The sequence below is a fragment of the Paraburkholderia sabiae genome, assembly GCF_030412785.1.
GTDB lineage: Bacteria > Pseudomonadota > Gammaproteobacteria > Burkholderiales > Burkholderiaceae > Paraburkholderia > Paraburkholderia sabiae.
The window spans coordinates 456627-474284 of record NZ_CP125296.1; the positions used below are offsets into that span (position 1 = coordinate 456627).

Here is a 17658-nt window from a genome sequence, read left to right on the forward strand (position 1 = left end):
CATCTTTAGACGCCAGGACGGCAAAGCCTTATTAGGCCGCCATTCTGATTTTTACCACGCGCCATTGTTAATTGTTAAATGACATTTAAACGTCATGTTTAACCGCAACTCACCGACGACAGCAAATTCAACGGTTGCGCGGGCAATCCCTGTTCGGGCGGTATGACGGTTCCGTTTGTCACCGTCATTGCACAGTTATGCAGCCCGATCATTATGCCGGATTTCTCCGACTTTCCAGGATCGAACGCGAACTTCCAGCGCTGCATTGCCGGATCGCGGAATAGCGCGACGATACCGAATGCCTGCGCCTCGCGCGAAACCTTTTCGGTGACGTTATAGCGCTGGCCGGGAATGAGCGTCACTTCCCGGACGCCCAGCAGATCGCCGCCCAATGTGCTTTTCTCTTTCGCTGGATCGGTGAACGTGTCGAAAGGCGCCTGTTGAAAAGAAGTGGGGTCTTTCAGCGTATAGAGGCGGACGACGAGTGCGAGCGGCCGCCTGTCGTTTGCGGCATTCAGATTGGGCGCGGCATAAAGTGTTAAACCGATATTGCGCGGCGGCTTTTGCGAATCCGGCACGTCGGGCTTGCCGATTCCCGCAGCCTGCAAGGCCGACGAGGCGGCCGCGCCGAGCACGCTGACACCCGCGGCGCAGCCCCCGAGCAGCGCGCTTCCAGCCGCGCTCAATACGATTAGCGATGCAACCCGGATAGCACGCGTATTCATTCTGTATAGACCGGTTTTCAAGCCGGCCACCCCGTCGAATTGTCAATTAAAACGGCTGATAAGTGGTTCGTTTTCACCCTGCCCACGCCGCGCTGCAAACGGCGGATTTGGGCGTCGGCAACACCGTGATCCAGGAAATTATTGCCGCAGATTCATGCGCATTGAATTGCGAATGGCAATAAATTACCGGTTCGGTTCCGGATATTGTATTGACGTGTTCTCCGAGTTTTCCTTCTGCAGATGAAAGTTGAATTAATAAAAATTGGCCTGTACTATACGCGCGCACTTAGTGCAAAGCAAAACCCGTTTTCTTCATGAATTATAAAATTCGCACGGCGGTGAAACAAAGATGAAAAATCGGCTCTTTACCAGTCTTTCTGGGGCAGTGCTGGTATGCGGCATGATTGCCGGATGCGCCACGCAGGGAAACTCCACTCCGCCGACGCCTGAAGCATTTAATAAGGCGCTCAGCGACGCAGATACCGTCGCGAAGAATGGCGATCAGGATCGCGCCATCGCGCTTTATCAGCAATTGGCCAAAACCGATCCGACGCGTGAAGAGCCGTGGTCGCGCATTGCGCAGATCCAGTTCGCGCAAGCTCACTACGGTCAGGCCATCGTCGCCGCTCAGGAAGCGCTGCAACGCGATCAAACCGATCGTCAGGCGAAGAGCGTGCTGGCCGTGGCCGGTCTGCGCGTCGCCACGCAATCACTCGGCGAACTGCGTCAGGATGCGGCGCTCGCGGGCGACGCGAAGTCGGACGCACAGACGCTTGCGAAGCAGCTGCGCGACACGCTCGGCGAAGCGACGCTGTTCCCGCCTGATCCGAACGACAAGCCTGCCCCGAAGAAGCGCCGCATCGTTCGTCACGTCGCCAAACAGGCACCGAAGGCAAACGATTCCGCGGATACGGGCGCCGCTGCGCCTGCCGCGAATGCGCCTGCACAGGCGCCCGCCGCTGCACCCGCAGCGCCCGCCAAAGCGGCGCAAAGCGGCGGCGCGTCCGATCCTTTTAGCGCGCTGCGCTGATATCAGGCTGGTCTGAACCACACGCACCCGGGAGCCGTCGATGGCCAAGAAAGAAAGTATTCAGAAGCGCTTGCAAAAAGTGCGGCCGCCGCGCGTTCAACTGACCTACGAGGTCGAACGCGGCGATGCGATCGAAGTGAAGGAACTGCCGTTCGTCGTCGGCGTGGTTGCCGATCTCGCCGGTCAATCGGAAATCGAACAACCGAAGCTGCGCGATCGCAAGTTCGTCAGTATCGACCGCGACAATTTCGACGACGTGATGAAGGCGATCGAGCCGCGCGCGGCGTTTCAGATCGAAAACCGCCTGAGCGATGCGGGCGGCAAGTTCGGTGTCGATCTGCGTTTCCGTTCGATGTCCGACTTCAATCCCGACGAAGTGGTCGCGCAGATCGAACCGCTGCGCCGTCTTCTCGAAGCGCGTTCGAAGCTCGCTGACCTGCGTAACAAGCTGGCGGGCAACGACAAGCTCGAAGATCTGCTTGGCGAAGTGCTGAAGAACACGCAGCAATTGCAGACGCTCGCGGGCACGACGCAACGCACGGAAGGCGACGACGCGCCTGACGAGAACAAGTAAGCCTCACGAGGCACCGGGGGTAACATGAATCAGCAAGCGGCTGCAGCCCAATACTCCGACGCGCAGGCAGGCGAACGCGCATCGCTTCTCGATGAAATCGTCGAGAAGAGCAAGGTAGCGAAGTCCGAGTCCGAACATGCGCGCGCGAAAGATCTGATCGGCGAACTCGTGAATCAGGTACTCGACGGCACGGTGATCGTGTCGGATAACCTGTCCGCGACGATCGATGCGCGCGTCGCCGAACTCGATCGCCTCATTTCCGATCAGTTGAGCGCCGTGATGCACGCGCCCGAGTTCCAGCGCATGGAAAGCACGTGGCGCGGCCTCGACTATCTGTGCAAGGAAAGCAATACGGGTTCGACGATCAAGATCAAGGCGCTGCATGCGCCGAAGCGCGACCTCGTTCGCGACTTCAAGACGGCGATCGAATTCGATCAGAGCGCGCTCTTCAAGAAGGTCTATGAAGAAGAGTTCGGCACATTCGGCGGTTCGCCGTTCGGCACGCTGATCGGCGACTTCGAAGTGACGCGCCAGCCGGAAGATATGTACTTCATCGAGCAGATGTCGCACGTCGCGGCAGCCGCGCACGCGCCGTTCATCACATCGGCGTCGCCGGAACTGCTCGGGCTCGAAAGTTTCGCCGATCTCGGCAAGCCGCGCGATCTCGGCAAGGTCTTCGATACCGTCGAATACGCCAAGTGGAAGTCGTTCCGCGACGCGGAAGACTCGCGCTATGTCGGCCTGACGCTGCCGCGTTTTCTCGGCCGTCTGCCGTTCAATCCGAAAGACGGCGCAACGGCGGAAGGCTTCAATTTCGTCGAGGACGTCGACGGCACCGATCACAGCAAGTACCTGTGGTGTAACGCGGCGTGGGCATTCGCTGCGCGCCTGACGGCCGCATTCGACGACTTCGGCTGGTGCGCGGCGATTCGCGGCGTGGAAGGCGGCGGTCTGGTCGAAGATCTGCCGACTCACACGTTCAAGACCGACGACGGCGAAATCGCACTGAAGTGTCCGACTGAAATCGCGATCACCGATCGCCGCGAGAAAGAACTGAGCGATCTCGGTTTCATTCCGCTCGTCCATTGCAAGAACTCCGACTACGCTGCGTTTTTCGCCGCGCAGTCCGTACAGAAGCCGAAAAAATACAACACCGATAGCGCGAATGCGAACTCCGTATTGTCCGCGCAATTGCAGTACATCTTCTCGGTATCGCGCGTTGCGCATTACCTGAAGGCGATGATGCGCGACAAGATCGGCAGCTTTGCATCGGCGCAAAACGTCGAAGTGTTTCTGAACCGCTGGATTTCGCAATACGTGCTGCTCGACGATAACGCGAGCCAGGAACAGAAGGCGCAGTTCCCGCTGCGCGAGGCATCGATTCAGGTCGCGGAAATTCCGGGCAAACCCGGCTCGTATCGTTCGGTCGCGTTCCTGCGTCCGCACTTTCAGCTGGATGAGCTTTCCATTTCGCTGCGGCTTGTGGCGGATCTGCCGAAACCGGCAAATTGATAAACGCAGTCAGTACACCCGGGTAGGCCGCCCGGGTGACTGTTAAAACCACCTCTTTGGGGAGTCGGGTAATTATGAAGGACATCTACTTAAAGTTCGGCAATCCCGCAATCAAGGGCGAATCTGCCGACAAGGACCATCAAGGCTGGATCGAAATCGATTCGTGGACGCATGCGATCAAGCAGCCGCGTTCGGCGACGGCATCGACGGCGGGTGGTCACACGTCGGAGCGTTGCGAGCACGCGGACATGGAATTCACGAAAGACATCGACGTCGTGAGTCCGCTGCTGTATCAGCACGCTTCGGGCGGTACGACGTTCGACGAAGTGACGATCGACTTCATGCGCTCGGATGGCGAAGGCAATCGCATCAAGTACCTCGAAGTGAAGCTCAAGTACGTGATCATTTCGAGCATCACGCCGAGCGTCATTGGTGAAGGCCTGCCCTCGGAAGCCTTCTCGCTGAAGTACGCTGCTGTGCAATGGAAGTACACGCAGCAGAAGATCGGCGGCAATCAGGGCGGCAATGCGCAAGGCGCATGGAGCCTGACGAAGAACGACAAGACGTACGCGGTCTGATGAGAATGGGTTCGTGTGCCGCGATGCACGCGGACCTGTTTTCATTATTTCGTTGAGGTCGCTCCGCGCATACCAATGAAGCGATTCGAACCCAGTTTCTTCGACAAGCTGTTCGACGACGAACCGCATCTGCCGGCACCCGCCGCGATGCGGCAATTGTCGCTGGAAGAATTGAAGTCGAATGTCGCACGCGATGTCGAAGCGATCCTCAACACGCGCATTGCATTGACGGAAGCCGAACTTGCCGCGTTGCCCGAGTGCCAGCGCTCGGTGCTCACTTACGGCCTGAACGACTTTTCGGGCTTGAGTCTCGCGAGTCACTACGATCGCATGTTCATCTGCAAGTCGATCCAGCAGGCGATCGGGCGTCATGAGCCGCGTCTGCAGCAGGTCGCGGTGACACTCGAATTGAACGAGCAGTCGACCAATGCACTGTACTTTGCGATTCAGGCTTTGCTGGTCGTGCATCCGGCGGAAGAGCCGGTGAGTTTCGACGCGATGCTGCATCCGTCGACGTTGCAATACTCGGTGACGCGCGCACGCGCGAAGCTGTGATACCGCGCGCCTGCATGCAGGCCGAAGCGGAAAGATCTGGCTCGGGGATGGAGTAATGGAAGAACTGCTGCCGTATTACGAGCGAGAGTTGTCGTTTCTGCGGCGTTATTCGCGCGATTTCGCCGAGCGCTATCCGAAGATCGCTGCGCGCCTCGCGATGACGGGCGAGCATTGCGAAGATCCGCATGTCGAGCGGATGATCGAGTCGTTCGCGCTATTGGGCGCGCGAATCAACAAGAAGCTCGACGACGATTACCCCGAGTTCACCGAAGCGCTTTTCGAAGTGCTTTACCCGCATTATCTGCGGCCATTTCCTTCGTGTTCGATTGCGCAATTCGGCGTGTCGAGCGGTATCGGCAATCTGACGCAACCGGTAACCGTCGAACGCGGCACTGAAGTCAAATCGCGTCCTATCCGCGGTGTGCAGTGCCGGTTTCGCACAGCCTATGACGTTACGCTCGCGCCCATTCGCATTTCAGAAGGAAAGTACATATCAGTCGCCATGGCGCCCAGCGCGACCGTGCTGCCCGCCAACGCGACAGGCATGCTGTCGATCACGATCGAATCGACCGCACCGCAACTCGATCTCGGCGCGTTGAAGCTGAGTACTTTGCGCGCGCATTTGCACGGCGAGCAATCGTTCGTCGCGGCATTGTCCGACTGTCTTTTCATGCACGCACTCGCGGCCTACGTCGAGCCCGATCGTAACGGCGTATGGAAAGCACTAAAGAACGTCCCCGTCGTACAGGCAGGCTTCGACGAACAGGATGCGTTGATCGACTATCCGGCGAAGTCACATCCTGCTTATCGGCTGTTGACCGAGTACTTTGCGTTTCCGGACAAGTTCAGTTTCGCCGACGTCGATCTCGCGTCGATGCTGCGTGCAAGCGGCCGTTGTCAGCGGATCACGCTGCACGTCGTGCTGAAAGACGTGCGCGGCGATTCGAATATCGCGCGCCTGCTCGATGCGATGTCGGCGCAGCATCTGCGGCTCTTCTGCACTCCCGTCGTGAATCTTTTCAGGCAACACGGCGAGCCGATCCGCATCAGTCATCAGGCCGTGTCGTATCCCGTGGTCGCGGAAGCGCGCCGCGCATTCGCGTACGAGGTGTACTCGATCGATTCGGTGAAGCTCGTGCGCCAGCAGGCGCAGGGCGAATCGGTGACGGAGTTTCGCCCGTTCTATTCGCTGCATCACGGCGAGACGGCTCACGCGGGCCACTACTGGTTTGCGCGCCGCAACGACTGGGTCGCGCAAAAAAGTCCGGGCTACGAGACGGAAATCTCAATCGTCGATATCGACTTCGAACCGGCCGCGCCGCAAACGGACACGCTCAGCGTCGACCTCACGTGTACGAACCGCGATCTGCCCGCGCAACTCGCGGCAGGCTTGGAAGGCGGCGATCTGTTCCTCGAAGGCGGCTCGCTTGCGAGCACGTTGACGCTGTTGCGCAGACCCACGCCGAGCGTTCGCTTCGAACGGGGCCGCTCCGCGCACTGGCGCCTGATTTCGCACCTCGCGCTCAATCACGTTTCGCTGGCGGGCAGCGGCCTTGCAGCGCTAAAGGAAATGCTCGCGCTGTACGACTTGCGGCGCACGGCGGTGTCGGCGCGCCATGTCGACGGTATTGTCGGTATCGATCAGCGCGCGGCCGTGCAATGGTTGCCGGGCAATCCGTTCGCGACGTTCGTTCGCGGCATCGAAGTGCGCCTGACCGTCGATGAAGAGCATTTCGTCGGCGCGAGTCTCGCTTCATTTGTCGGTGTGATCGATCGATTCTTTGGGCTGTATGTGCATCTGAACAGCTTTGTGCAACTGGTCGTCGTGTCGAAGCGCACAGGCGAGGAGATCTTGCGATGCAAACCGCGCAGCGGCGAATCGATCCTGGTGTAGTCGAGCAACTGCTCGACGAGCCGCATCGCTTCGAGTTCTTTCAGGCGGTGCGGTTGCTGGAAAAGTGGTTTGGGCAGGAAGCGTCGCAGCGTCCCGGCGATGTCGTCGCGCAACGCATGACGTTTCGAACGACGCTGTCGCTCGCGTTTCCGCCGAGCGAAATTCAGGGCGCGGTGTCGTACGACGAAGAGGGCGGCGCGCTAAACGACAAGGCTCAACGCACGGCAGCGCTCGCAGACGACGCGATCGGCAAGGTCGATCTGACGCCCGCATTCTTCGGCCTGCTCGGCGGACAGGGTGCGCTGCCGCTGAACTACACGGAACAGCTGATTAACCGCGAGCAGTTGACGCGCGATCGCGCCGCACGCGAGTTCTTCGACATTTTCTCGAATCGCGCGACGGCGCTCTTCTACGCGGCATGGAAGAAGTACCGCTTGCCGTTTCATTACGAACTCGATCGCGATGGACGCTACTTGCCGTTGCTGCTGTCGCTCGCGGGTGTTTCGGATGCGGACACGCGTGCGAGCCTGCAAAGGGGCAAAGGCGCGCTGTTCGATGAAGCGATTGCGGGCCACGCACTGGCTGCGCGTCATCGGCCGGTATCGGCTGCGTATTTGCAGCGCAATCTGTCCGAGTACTTCAACGTGCCCGTGCATGTCGAGCAGTTCGTCGGCAAATGGTACGACGTGCCGCGCGATCAGTTGACGGTACTCGGCAGCGTCAATGCGACGCTCGGCGCAACCGCACTGGCGGGCACGCGCGTGTGGCAGCGCGATTTGCGCGTGCGTCTGCTGATCGGTCCATTGAAGAAAGCCGACTATGAAGCCTTCTTGCCCGGTGCGGAACGCGCGATCGCGCTGGAGCGCATGCTGACGCTGCTGGCGGGCGTTACGCTCGAATACGAAGTCAAGCTGATACTCCGGCACGAAGACGTCGGACCGAGCATTCTCGGCAAGGGCTCGCGTCTAGGCTGGGACGCGTTCCTTTGCACGCACGAGGTACGCGAGGATCGTGCGGATGCCCGCTACGAACTCCACGTGATTCACTGACGACCACATAGAACGACACACGAAAACATCGGACAGTACGCCATGAGCACGCCATTGAAGACCCTGATCGCCAAACTCAACCCGACGTGCCGACAGGCAACCGAGCAGGCCGCAAGCCGCTGCCTGTCGCGGGGTCACTACGAGGTCGATCTGGAGCATCTGTTCGGCGCGTTGCTCGACGAGGCCGCGACCGACGTGCCGCTCGTACTGCGCGCAAGCGCTATCGACATCAATGCGCTGCGTGGCGATCTCGAACGCGAACTGGAGCGCCTGAAAACGGGCAACACGCGCACGCCAGTATTCTCGGTGCATCTGATTGCGCTATTCGAACAGGCATGGCTGATTGCATCGCTGGATTCGCAGATTGCGCGCATCCGTTCGGGGCATCTCTTGCTTGCGTTGCTGAGCGCGCCGGATCTCGCCCAATTCGCGCAGCGTATGTCGCCGCTCTTTGCGCAAGTACGTGTCACCGACTTGAAACACAGGTTCGATGAGTTGACGCAAGGCTCGCGCGAGAGCGAAGTCGCGACGGCATCGACGGAAAGTGCTGAGTTTGCGGACGAGAATGCGCGCGTCAAGGCGCCTTCGAAAACGCCCGCGCTCGACACGTACACGACGAACCTCACGCAACGCGCACGCGACGGTCACATCGACCCGGTAATCGGCCGCGAAGCGGAAATCCGCCAGACGATCGACATTCTGATGCGTCGCCGCCAGAACAACCCGATCATGACGGGCGAAGCAGGCGTCGGTAAAACGGCTGTGGTCGAAGGGCTCGCGCTGCGCATTGCAGCCGACGACGTGCCGCCGCCCCTGCGCGGCGTGGCGCTGCATGTACTCGACATGGGGCTGTTGCAGGCAGGGGCGAGCGTGAAGGGCGAGTTCGAGAATCGCTTGAAGAGCGTGATCGATGAAGTGAAGAAGAGCGCGCATCCCATCATTCTCTTTATCGATGAAGCGCATACGATCATCGGCGCAGGCGGCACGGCAGGTCAGAACGATGCCGCGAATCTGCTGAAGCCAGCGCTTGCGCGCGGCGAATTGCGCACGATTGCCGCAACAACCTGGAGCGAATACAAAAAGTACTTCGAGAAAGATGCGGCGCTTGCACGGCGTTTTCAGGTCGTGAAGATCGAAGAGCCGAGTGAAGCGCTGGCGTCGGCGATGTTGCGCGGCATGGCGGCGATGATGGAGAAGCACTTCAACGTCCGCATTCTCGATCAGGCGATTACGGAAGCGGTGCGGCTGTCGCATCGCTATATCAGCGGGCGGCAGTTGCCGGACAAAGCGATCAGCGTGCTCGATACGGCCTGCGCCAAGGTCGCGCTGGCACAGAGCGCGACGCCCGCAGCCATCGACGACACGAGCAAGCGGATCGAACGAATCGATGCGGAAGTCGCGGCACTGGAACGCGAAGCAGCGAGCGGCGCGACACACGATGAACGCTTGGCGGAACTGCGCGGGCAACGCGCAAGCGAGGTCGAACGGCTCGGGCACGATCAGGCGCGATACGAGAAGGAGCGTGCGATCGTCGGTGAAATCGTGGCGTTGCGCGAACAGCTCGACGCGTCGCGCGATGGAAAAAGCAATGCAGACGATGCGCCGAACGTGCGCGAAACGCTTGAAAGCCGTGTCGCCGAACTCGCGGAATTGCAGAAGACCACGCCGATGGTGCCGTTGCAGGTGGACGCGCATGTCGTCGCTGAGATCGTCGCATCGTGGACGGGCATTCCGCTTGGCCGCATGGTGAAGGACGAACTGCGTACCGTGCTGAATCTGCAGCCGCTGTTGACGGCGCGCGTGATCGGCCAGGATCACGCACTCGAAGCGATTGCGCAGCGCGTGCGCACCGCGAGCGCAAATCTCGAAGATCCCAACAAGCCGCGCGGCGTGTTCATGTTCGTCGGGCCATCCGGTGTCGGCAAGACTGAGACGGCACTCGCACTTGCCGATATTCTCTACGGCGGCGAGCGCAAGATGATCACGATCAACATGAGCGAGTACCAGGAAGCGCACAGCGTATCGGGACTCAAAGGCTCGCCGCCGGGTTATGTCGGGTACGGCGAGGGCGGCGTGTTGACGGAAGCGGTGCGGCGCAATCCGTATTCCGTCGTGCTGCTCGATGAAGTTGAAAAAGCGCATCCGGATGTACTCGAAATGTTCTTTCAGGTATTCGACAAAGGCGCGATGGACGATGCCGAAGGGCGTGAGATCGACTTCCGCAATACGCTGATCATTCTGACGTCGAATGTCGGTTCTTCTGTTGTGATGCAGGCGTGCTTGAACAAAAGCGCTGAAGAATTGCCCGATGCCGAGGCGCTTTCCGAAATGCTGCGTTCGCAGTTGTACAAGGCATTCAAGCCCGCATTTCTTGGCCGCATGAAAGTCGTGCCGTATTACCCGATTTCCGACGATGTGCTTGCCGAGATCATCGAACTCAAACTCGAACGCATCCAGCGGCGTATCGAAGCGAATCACAAGGCTGAATTCGAGTGGGACGAGTCGCTCGTCGATGCCGTGCTCGCGCGTTGTACCGAAGTGGATTCGGGTGCGCGCAACGTCGATCACATTCTGAACGGCACATTGCTGCCCGAAATCGCCCAGCAAGTGCTCGAACGTATCGCCGACGGCGTGCCCATCAAGCGGATCGGCGCACGAGCGACGGAAGCGGGCGAGTTCGAATACACCGTTGTTTGAGATGCTTCAGAACATGCCGACCAATTTCATTACGTTGCTTGAACCCATTACGGAAGCCTCGCCGTGTGGCGATGATCTGTTGTTCTCGGCTGAATTCGATGCGATCCAGCACGCGCGCCGCTTCGACGATGCATCGCTGGATCAGGGCGAATGGGTCACGGAAATCAAGGAAGCCGACTGGTCTTTCGTCATCGAGCAATGCACGGCGCTGCTGAAAACGCAGACCAAAGATCTGCGGCTTGCCGCGTGGCTGACGGAAGCGCTTGCGATCGAAGAAGGCGCAGTCGGGCTGACGCAGGGCTATTCATTGCTGGCGGGCTTGTGCGAGCGCTATTGGGACAGCGTGCATCCTCTCGTTGACGGTGACGATGCGGAGTACCGGCTCGGCAATATTGGCTGGCTAGTGGTGCGTACGGCGGAATTGCTGCGCGCGCTGCCCGTCACGCAGGCACCGGGCAGTTCGTTCAGCACGCTCGATTGGGACGTGGCCACGCACGTCGCGCAAGCTATCAAGCGTGACCCCGAGCATGCGGACGATATCGCGCGCGGCAAGCCGTCGAACGAACAGATCGAGATGTCGAAGCGTTCGACGCCGCCCGCGTTTTACACCGTTCTGCTTGCTGATCTGCGTGCATTTGAAGCAGCGATGCGCTCGCTCGAAAGCGAACTGGAGCGTCATGCGGGCGACGCCGCACCGAGTTTCCGTCAGGCGAAGGATGCCTACGAAGCCGTGTATCGCCTCGCCGAACGCTTTGCGAAAGATGTGGGTGCGAATACAGCAAGTACGCCGACACCAGCTGCTGCATCACAAGAACAACAACCCTCTGCAGAAGAGCGTAGCGAGCCTTCGTTCAGAACGCCGCCGCAGCTCGAGGAGCCACCGTTGCCTATGTCGACTACAAGTGTGTCCAATCCGACGCCGGGCGTCATTCAAACCCGCGCGCAGGCCGTCGCGCAGCTGCGTGCGGTCGCGCGTTTCTTTCGCCATACGGAGCCGCACAGTCCCGCCGCGTATCTCGCGGACAAGGCGGCAGAGTGGGCGGATATGCCGTTGCATCAGTGGCTTGCAACCGTCGTCAAGGACGACGGCTCGCTCGCTCACATCCGCGAGATGCTGGGCGTGAAGCCCGACGATAACAACTAGAACGCCGCGCGCATTGCGTCACGAACCCGCGCGGAACTCGATACGTCGATTGCGCGCGCGGCCATCGGCCGTGTCGTTCGTTGCGATCGGTTGATCGGGCCCGACGCCGAGCGTCGACAGCTGTTGCGGCGAAATGCCCTTCGCGACGAGATAACCCTTCACGGCGTCGGCGCGCGCCTGGCTCAGCGCGATATTCGACGTACGACTGCCGGACGTATCCGTGTGCCCGATAATCGCGACCTGCTTCGTCGTCATCTTCGTAAGCACGGACGCCATCTGGTCGAGAATCGTGCGGCCTTGCGGCGTCAACGTCGCGCTGCCCGTTTCGAATTCGATCGTGCGATTCGCGAGCGTCTGATCGAGCAGACCCTGTTCGGACGCACTGACGCGCAATGCGTTTTTGATCGTGTACGTCGGGTTCAGCGAATTCGCCATATCGCTGGCAAGCTGCTGACGTTGCGCTTCGTTGCGCACTTCGCCCTTCACTTCGATCGACGTGCCGTCGATCTTCAACTGGCCCTTGCTGATCTGCTTGAGTTCGGGACCGATCAGTTTCTGTACGTTCGCGCTCCAGTTGGGCGGCGTCGCTACATCGCCGATCTCGATCTGATCGACGACGTTCGCCGCGCCATACGTGTCGCGCAAACGGGCGAGCACAGCGGCCTTGGTTGCCTCGTCGGGCAGTTTGCCGCCTACGACTACCTGTCCTGGCGTTGCATTCGCGGCAGGCGGTGCTGACGTGACCGCGCCCGTTGCGGCAGGCGACGAAGTGTTGGGCGTCGATGCTGGCGCGGGCAGCACAGTCGTACGAATCTTGTTGCCGCTGTTGTCGACAGGCGTGACGTTCGCGGGACCGGCGTTGTCCGCAAACGCCGTCGCACTGAACGACGCAGCGAGCAATGCGCTGGCGAGCAGGGAAAGCTTCAATCGCATCGTCATGGTCTTACGCTCCTGCAAACGCTTCGCGAAACGTGTCGATGCTGACGCGTAGCGACAGTTGCGGTTGATCGAGGTAACTGACGAGCTTGCTGATGCCATGATCGTTGTGTGCGTGTTCGTCGATCCATTCGGGATCGTCGATATCGATGTTGTGCTGCGCGTACGCTTGCGGATCGACGACACTGTGCAGCGTTTTCGCCGACGCACCGTTGAAGCCGATCACGAGACGCTCGCGCTGCGCGATCGTGCCGATGAAAATGGCCAGTTCGAAATCGGCATGCGCGACGAAGGGCGCGATCAGTTCGAGCCAGAAGGCCGCGACGAGCGTGCGATAGAACGGGTCGTTCGGCAACGGCAACGTGAGACCGCGTTCCAGATGCGATGTTCCGCTCGTCATCACGGGGCGCAGCAGCGAACCGAGCGCGAGCATCGCGCCGCGCAGCCGCACAGGATGCCCGCTTGCAAGCAGCATCTGTTCGAGACCCGACAGCGTTTGATGCTCGACGAAGTCGTTGAACGTGCCGTCGTGCGGATTGCCGGGCCCGGCAATTTCGATCGGCACCTGGGTTTCGCCGAGCGTCTGCAATGCGCCCGCCGGCTCCGTCGAATCGAGCAGCGGCTTCATCTGCGTGGCGACGCGCGACCACAAACGCGCAAACGCGAGCGGACTGCGCGCGAAGAACGCGAGCGGCCGGTCCACTTCGAGCGCGGTGGCGGCGAGAAACGGAAAGCGCCGCGCCGACTGATCCTGACTCGCGACCATATGCCCCGCAATCGCGAGCTTGCTGCGCGAGCCGAGAAACGCGAAGTGCATCGGCTTCGCGCTTTCGTACACGATTTTCCAGCGTGGATCTTCGGCGAGCAGTTCCATTGCCTGCGCGATCCAGCGATCGAGCGTTTGCAGCAGTTGCGGATTGTGCGCGCTTTTCACGAAGTCGCCGCGCGACGGAATCTTGCCGAAGTAGGCGATTTGCGCCTGCACGGTCTGGCTCATTGCGCGCTCCCGTTGTTATTGGCGGCGACGGCTGCCGTGGCCGTTGGCGACGTGACAGCGGGCGTCGAGGCCGTCGCAGTAGTGGCGCCAGCAGCCGCGCCCGCATCGGCGATCGACGAAGGCAGCTTCAGGCCGCGCAGCGATTGTTGTTGAGGCGCATCGCCGCTGGCCGTTGCCTGCGACGTGCTGATGATGCGCATGCTCACCGCGACGTTCACGTTGCCTTGCGTCCATTCGAGATCGAATGTGCCATCCGGACGGCGCTTGCGCTGAGCGGAGTTGATGAGCTTCTCGAGACCGTAGCGGCCCGGTTCGTTGACGAGCTGGATCGTGCGGCCGTCGAACGTCGTCGCCGACAGCGTCGCGCCAGGCGAGCCCGACGGATTCGGCCACACGAAGTTCGTCCATTGCGGCGGCGTGTTGCGATAACGCAGTTGCTGGCCGTCAATCGCAATCGTGTACTCCGTCGTGCCGCTGCTCGGCTGCGGCAGGATCTGGAACACGGTCTGCGGTTCCGACGAAGCCTGTGCGCCGCCTGCTGCGCCGCCCGCAAGCGGCGCAACCCAGCGCGCGAAGCCGTTCGTGAAGTCCGGCGTCAGCGCGAGGCCCATGTCGCCCCACGTGCGTGCCGTGAGCGTGTCGCCGCGGCGCACTGCGAGCGGTCCGAGCGTCGTGCCGACGAACTTCGCGACAGCGCCATCCGGGCCAAAGATCTGCGCGATTTCGCTTGCGCCCGCTTCGACCTTCGCGTCACCTGCAAACGGATACTTGCTCGCGAGCGACGCCTGGAACGGCTGATACACCTGTGCGTTCCACACCTTGTTGACTTCGGCGCTGGCGGGCTGGATCACGACGGCATAGGCCTGCATCAGCGGACGCACCAGCAGCGGTCGCAAGGCCTTGCGTTGCGCGTCGGTGAGGCCTGTCAGCATCTGTTCGTCGACGTACTTGAGCGAATCGGCGAGTTCGGAGCCGTTGCCGTCGAGCGTCTGCTGCATCAGCTGACGCGCGCCCGGTCCCGGATCGCCCTGATTCTTCAGCACGTTGAAGCGCGTGCGCACCTTCGACAGCGAATCCATATAGCCGCGCAGCAGCGACACGTCGCCATTCTTCACGACGATGCGCGCGAGTCCGGCGAAATCCGCACCGACAGGACCCATGGGGAGATCGACGGGCTTGCCGTTGATGTCGATGTTCGCGTTCACCTGCGAAGCCGGCGTGCGCGAGAACCACTGCTTGACCCAGTTCACGACGCCGCCTTGCGCGCTCTTCAACGCGACGTTAGCAAGCGACGGGTTGTCCCACGACGTCTGCTCATACGCGGTTTCGAGTACTTTGCGGATCGGCGAATCTTGCGGGTCGCCGAGACGGTTCATTGCGTCGACGGCCTGATTGAAGTTGCCGAAGCTCTGCACAGCAATGCCCTGCATGAACTTCTGCCAGTGCTGCGCATACTCGGTCTTGTACATGCCGACGAGCGTCTTCTGGATCTGCTCCGGGCTGCCTTCGAGCGTGAGATCGTCGCGCGCCGATGTGTTGAGCACCCAGTCCTTCGCTTGCAGTTCTTTCGTCGCGGCGTCGCGGATCGCGGGCTGCACGTACTGGAACCACGCGTCGCGTGTGAATGTGCCGGGGATCGCGTAGCTGCCCGCGATCACGCCCGCGTTGTTGTCGCCGACGATGCGCGCAATCGTCATCGGCGCAAAACGCGTCGACGCGCGCGCCTTGATCTCTTCATACACGCGCTGACGTGCGGGCATACCGCGCACGACGCGGCGCAGGTTGTCGCGTGTCTGGTCGACGAGCGAGAGATTGGCGTCGATCATCGGCCAGTCGTCGTCGCTGACGCGCGAGAGGTAGAACGTGATCATGCGCTCGGCGCTCTTGATCATCTCGTCGCGTGGCATGTTGCCGCGATTCTGTTCGAGCCAGCCGCGCCAGAAGCGTGCAACCTGATCCGTCAGATGCGCGGTTTCGACGTGGCGCTTGTCGGAGAGCATCAGGTAGGTCTTCAACGCGTTGTAGGCGTCTTCGACATTGGTCGGCGATGCATCGCTATACAGACCGCCCTGAGCCGCCGACGTCATCGCCGTGTGCGCGGAGACGGGGATCGCGCCGGAGTCGGGCGCGTGCGTCATCGGCGCGAGCTGGTCGGGATGCGAGTCGACGTCCTTGAGGAACGATGCGAGGCTCTGCGAAACAGGCGTCAACATGATCTGCTTGATGCCGTTGTAGTACTCGGTCAACAGACGTTGTTCGAGACGGTCGCCCTGATACAGACCCAGCGACACGGACAGCGGACGCTCGCGGCGGAACTGTTCGAGCTGTTCGATGCGGTCTTCGAGCACGTCCATCGCCTGCAGGCGCGATTGCAGATCGTTGCGTCCCTGCTGCATGCGCACCACGTTGTCGAGGTCCGCTTGCACGTTCGCGGCGAGCTGCTGGTTGCCGATCGTCGACCACGTCCAGCCGCCTAAAGCGAGCGCGAGAATCACGACGAAGCCGAAGAACGTCGCGACGCGCAAACGCGCCTTCGCGGGACTCGCGAATTGCCGCACCGTCTGACGGTCCGCGAAAATGACCTTCGAAAAAAGATCGCGCAGGAAGAAGCCGTTCTTCGAGAAGGCGCTTTGCGGCTTCGGCAACGCATCCGAACTGAGGCCGAAGCGATTCGCGATGCGCTGCGCGGCGGCGCTGTTCGTTTCGCCTTCCTGCAATGCGCTCGTGAAATAGAAGCCGCGAAAGATCGGCTTGTACTGGAACGGGTTGTTCTCGAACAGTGTGGCGATGAACGCGCGCAGCGCCGGCTTGATCGTCGAGAATTCGAGCGGGAAGCTCAGTTGGCCCGGCGAGAGCTTGTTGCCGCGGCTAATCGACAATTGCGCGACGCTGATCTCTTTCAGCCCTTCGTAGAGGTCTTCGAAATGCTGGTCGAAGGCGGCGACCACGTCGCGCTTCTCGTCAGGCTGATAGGGCAGGGTGGCGCCCCACACGCGGTCGTATTCGTGACGCTCGTTGCCGCTGAAGAATTCGGTGAAGCCCGTGATCAGATCGGCCTTCGTGAACATCACATATACGGGCGCAAACACTTCGAGCTTTTCGGTCAGTTCCTGCACGCGCTGACGCAGGTTCTTCGCGAGATTGATCGCAAACTCCGGCTTGCTGCCAGTCAGTTCCGCGATGCTCGCCGTGACGATGATCCCGTTGATGGGCGCTTTCGGACGAAAACGTTTGAGCAGGCCGAGAAAACCGAGCCATTCCGTGCGGTCTTCTTCATGCACCGAATAGCGGCCCGCCGTGTCGAGCAGAATGCCTTCCGTCGTAAAGAACCAGTCGCAATTGCGCGTGCCGCCGATGCCATGCACGACGGCATCGTTCTTGTCCGCAAACGGGAATTGCAGGCCTGAGTTGAGCACCGCGCTGCTCTTGCCCGCTGCCGGGTTGCCGATCACGATGTACCACGGCAGTTCGTAGAGTGCGGAACCGCCCGACGTCTGGCCGATCTTCGATGTCTTGATGGTCTTCACGGCATCGACGAGGCGCGTGCGCAGCACGTCGAGGTCCGCCTGACGCCTCGGCGCAGCGGGCGTCGACGCAGCAACTGCCGTATCGTTACCGACTTGAGCCTGCTGTTCGAGCATCTCACCGAGCTTGCTGTTCGCGCGGCGAATGCGGATGCGTTTGACAATCCATACGACGATCAGCAACGCGACCAGCGCGCCGACCGCAACGGCCGGCCAAACGGGATCGATCTGGAAGAAGTCGGCGGCGACGAACAGCACGGCCGCGAGCGCGAGCACGCCGACTACGGACAGTGTGCGTCTGGAGGTCAACCCGTTGAGGAAGCGTTGCATAAGCCTGTCAGGTCTTGATGATAGGAATAGCGTGTGAAAAGACGTCTAATACGGCTCAATCAGCCTTTAACGGTCAATTGACCGGCCGTTTCAATGCGTCATGGATAAAAACT

Annotated in this window: 13 protein-coding genes; 9 read left to right on the forward strand and 4 right to left on the reverse strand. The window is 60.8% G+C overall.

Going from position 1 to position 17658, the window contains the following annotated elements; translation table 11 throughout:
• Positions 1-98: 98 nt before the first annotated feature.
• Positions 99-725: a type VI secretion system lipoprotein TssJ gene (gene tssJ, locus QEN71_RS31685; RefSeq protein ID WP_201647095.1), complete on the reverse strand. Its 627-nt coding sequence runs from the start codon at positions 723-725 to the stop codon at positions 99-101.
• A gap of 349 nt (positions 726-1074) precedes the next feature.
• Between tssJ and QEN71_RS31690 the strand changes: the two genes are divergently transcribed.
• The 9 genes from QEN71_RS31690 to tssA all read left to right on the forward strand — a co-directional run bounded on the left by QEN71_RS31690 (position 1075) and on the right by tssA (position 11758).
• On the forward strand, positions 1075-1755 hold the full coding sequence (locus tag QEN71_RS31690; RefSeq protein ID WP_201647096.1) for a tetratricopeptide repeat protein: 681 nt from the start codon (positions 1075-1077) through the stop codon (positions 1753-1755).
• Between the two features lie 40 nt (positions 1756-1795).
• Positions 1796-2329: a type VI secretion system contractile sheath small subunit gene (gene tssB, locus QEN71_RS31695; protein WP_201647097.1), complete on the forward strand. Its 534-nt coding sequence runs from the start codon at positions 1796-1798 to the stop codon at positions 2327-2329.
• 24 nt (positions 2330-2353) lie between these two features.
• The gene (gene tssC / locus QEN71_RS31700) at positions 2354-3841 is read left to right on the forward strand and encodes a type VI secretion system contractile sheath large subunit (protein ID WP_201647098.1); all 1488 of its coding nucleotides are present in this window, start codon (positions 2354-2356) and stop codon (positions 3839-3841) included.
• A gap of 74 nt (positions 3842-3915) precedes the next feature.
• Positions 3916-4419, forward strand: coding sequence for an Hcp family type VI secretion system effector (locus QEN71_RS31705; RefSeq protein ID WP_201647099.1), 504 nt, complete (start codon positions 3916-3918; stop codon positions 4417-4419).
• A gap of 75 nt (positions 4420-4494) precedes the next feature.
• Positions 4495-4974 carry a type VI secretion system baseplate subunit TssE gene (tssE, locus tag QEN71_RS31710; RefSeq protein ID WP_201647100.1) on the forward strand — a complete coding sequence of 160 codons (480 nt, stop codon included), beginning with the start codon at positions 4495-4497 and terminating at the stop codon, positions 4972-4974.
• 55 nt (positions 4975-5029) lie between these two features.
• A complete protein-coding gene (gene tssF / locus QEN71_RS31715; protein ID WP_201647101.1) occupies positions 5030-6868 on the forward strand; it encodes a type VI secretion system baseplate subunit TssF in 1839 nt (612 codons plus the stop codon).
• Positions 6832-7917, forward strand: coding sequence for a type VI secretion system baseplate subunit TssG (tssG, locus tag QEN71_RS31720; protein WP_201647102.1), 1086 nt, complete (start codon positions 6832-6834; stop codon positions 7915-7917). The genes tssF and tssG overlap by 37 nt, the downstream gene beginning before the upstream one ends.
• Positions 7918-7959: 42 nt before the next feature.
• A complete protein-coding gene (gene tssH, locus QEN71_RS31725) occupies positions 7960-10614 on the forward strand; it encodes a type VI secretion system ATPase TssH (RefSeq protein WP_201647103.1) in 2655 nt (884 codons plus the stop codon).
• Positions 10615-10627: 13 nt separating this feature from the next.
• The gene (gene tssA / locus QEN71_RS31730) at positions 10628-11758 is read left to right on the forward strand and encodes a type VI secretion system protein TssA (RefSeq protein WP_201648049.1); all 1131 of its coding nucleotides are present in this window, start codon (positions 10628-10630) and stop codon (positions 11756-11758) included.
• 18 nt (positions 11759-11776) lie between these two features.
• Here the strand turns inward: tssA and QEN71_RS31735 are convergent, their stop codons facing one another.
• From QEN71_RS31735 to tssM, 3 genes are read right to left on the reverse strand one after another with little or no spacing between them, the layout of a single operon-like run.
• On the reverse strand, positions 11777-12691 hold the full coding sequence (locus QEN71_RS31735) for an OmpA family protein (protein ID WP_233471662.1): 915 nt from the start codon (positions 12689-12691) through the stop codon (positions 11777-11779).
• 10 nt (positions 12692-12701) lie between these two features.
• Positions 12702-13691 carry a type VI secretion system-associated protein TagF gene (tagF, locus tag QEN71_RS31740; RefSeq protein WP_201647105.1) on the reverse strand — a complete coding sequence of 330 codons (990 nt, stop codon included), beginning with the start codon at positions 13689-13691 and terminating at the stop codon, positions 12702-12704.
• Positions 13688-17545 carry a type VI secretion system membrane subunit TssM gene (tssM, locus tag QEN71_RS31745; protein ID WP_201647106.1) on the reverse strand — a complete coding sequence of 1286 codons (3858 nt, stop codon included), beginning with the start codon at positions 17543-17545 and terminating at the stop codon, positions 13688-13690. The genes tagF and tssM overlap by 4 nt, the downstream gene beginning before the upstream one ends.
• Positions 17546-17658: the final 113 nt, after the last annotated feature.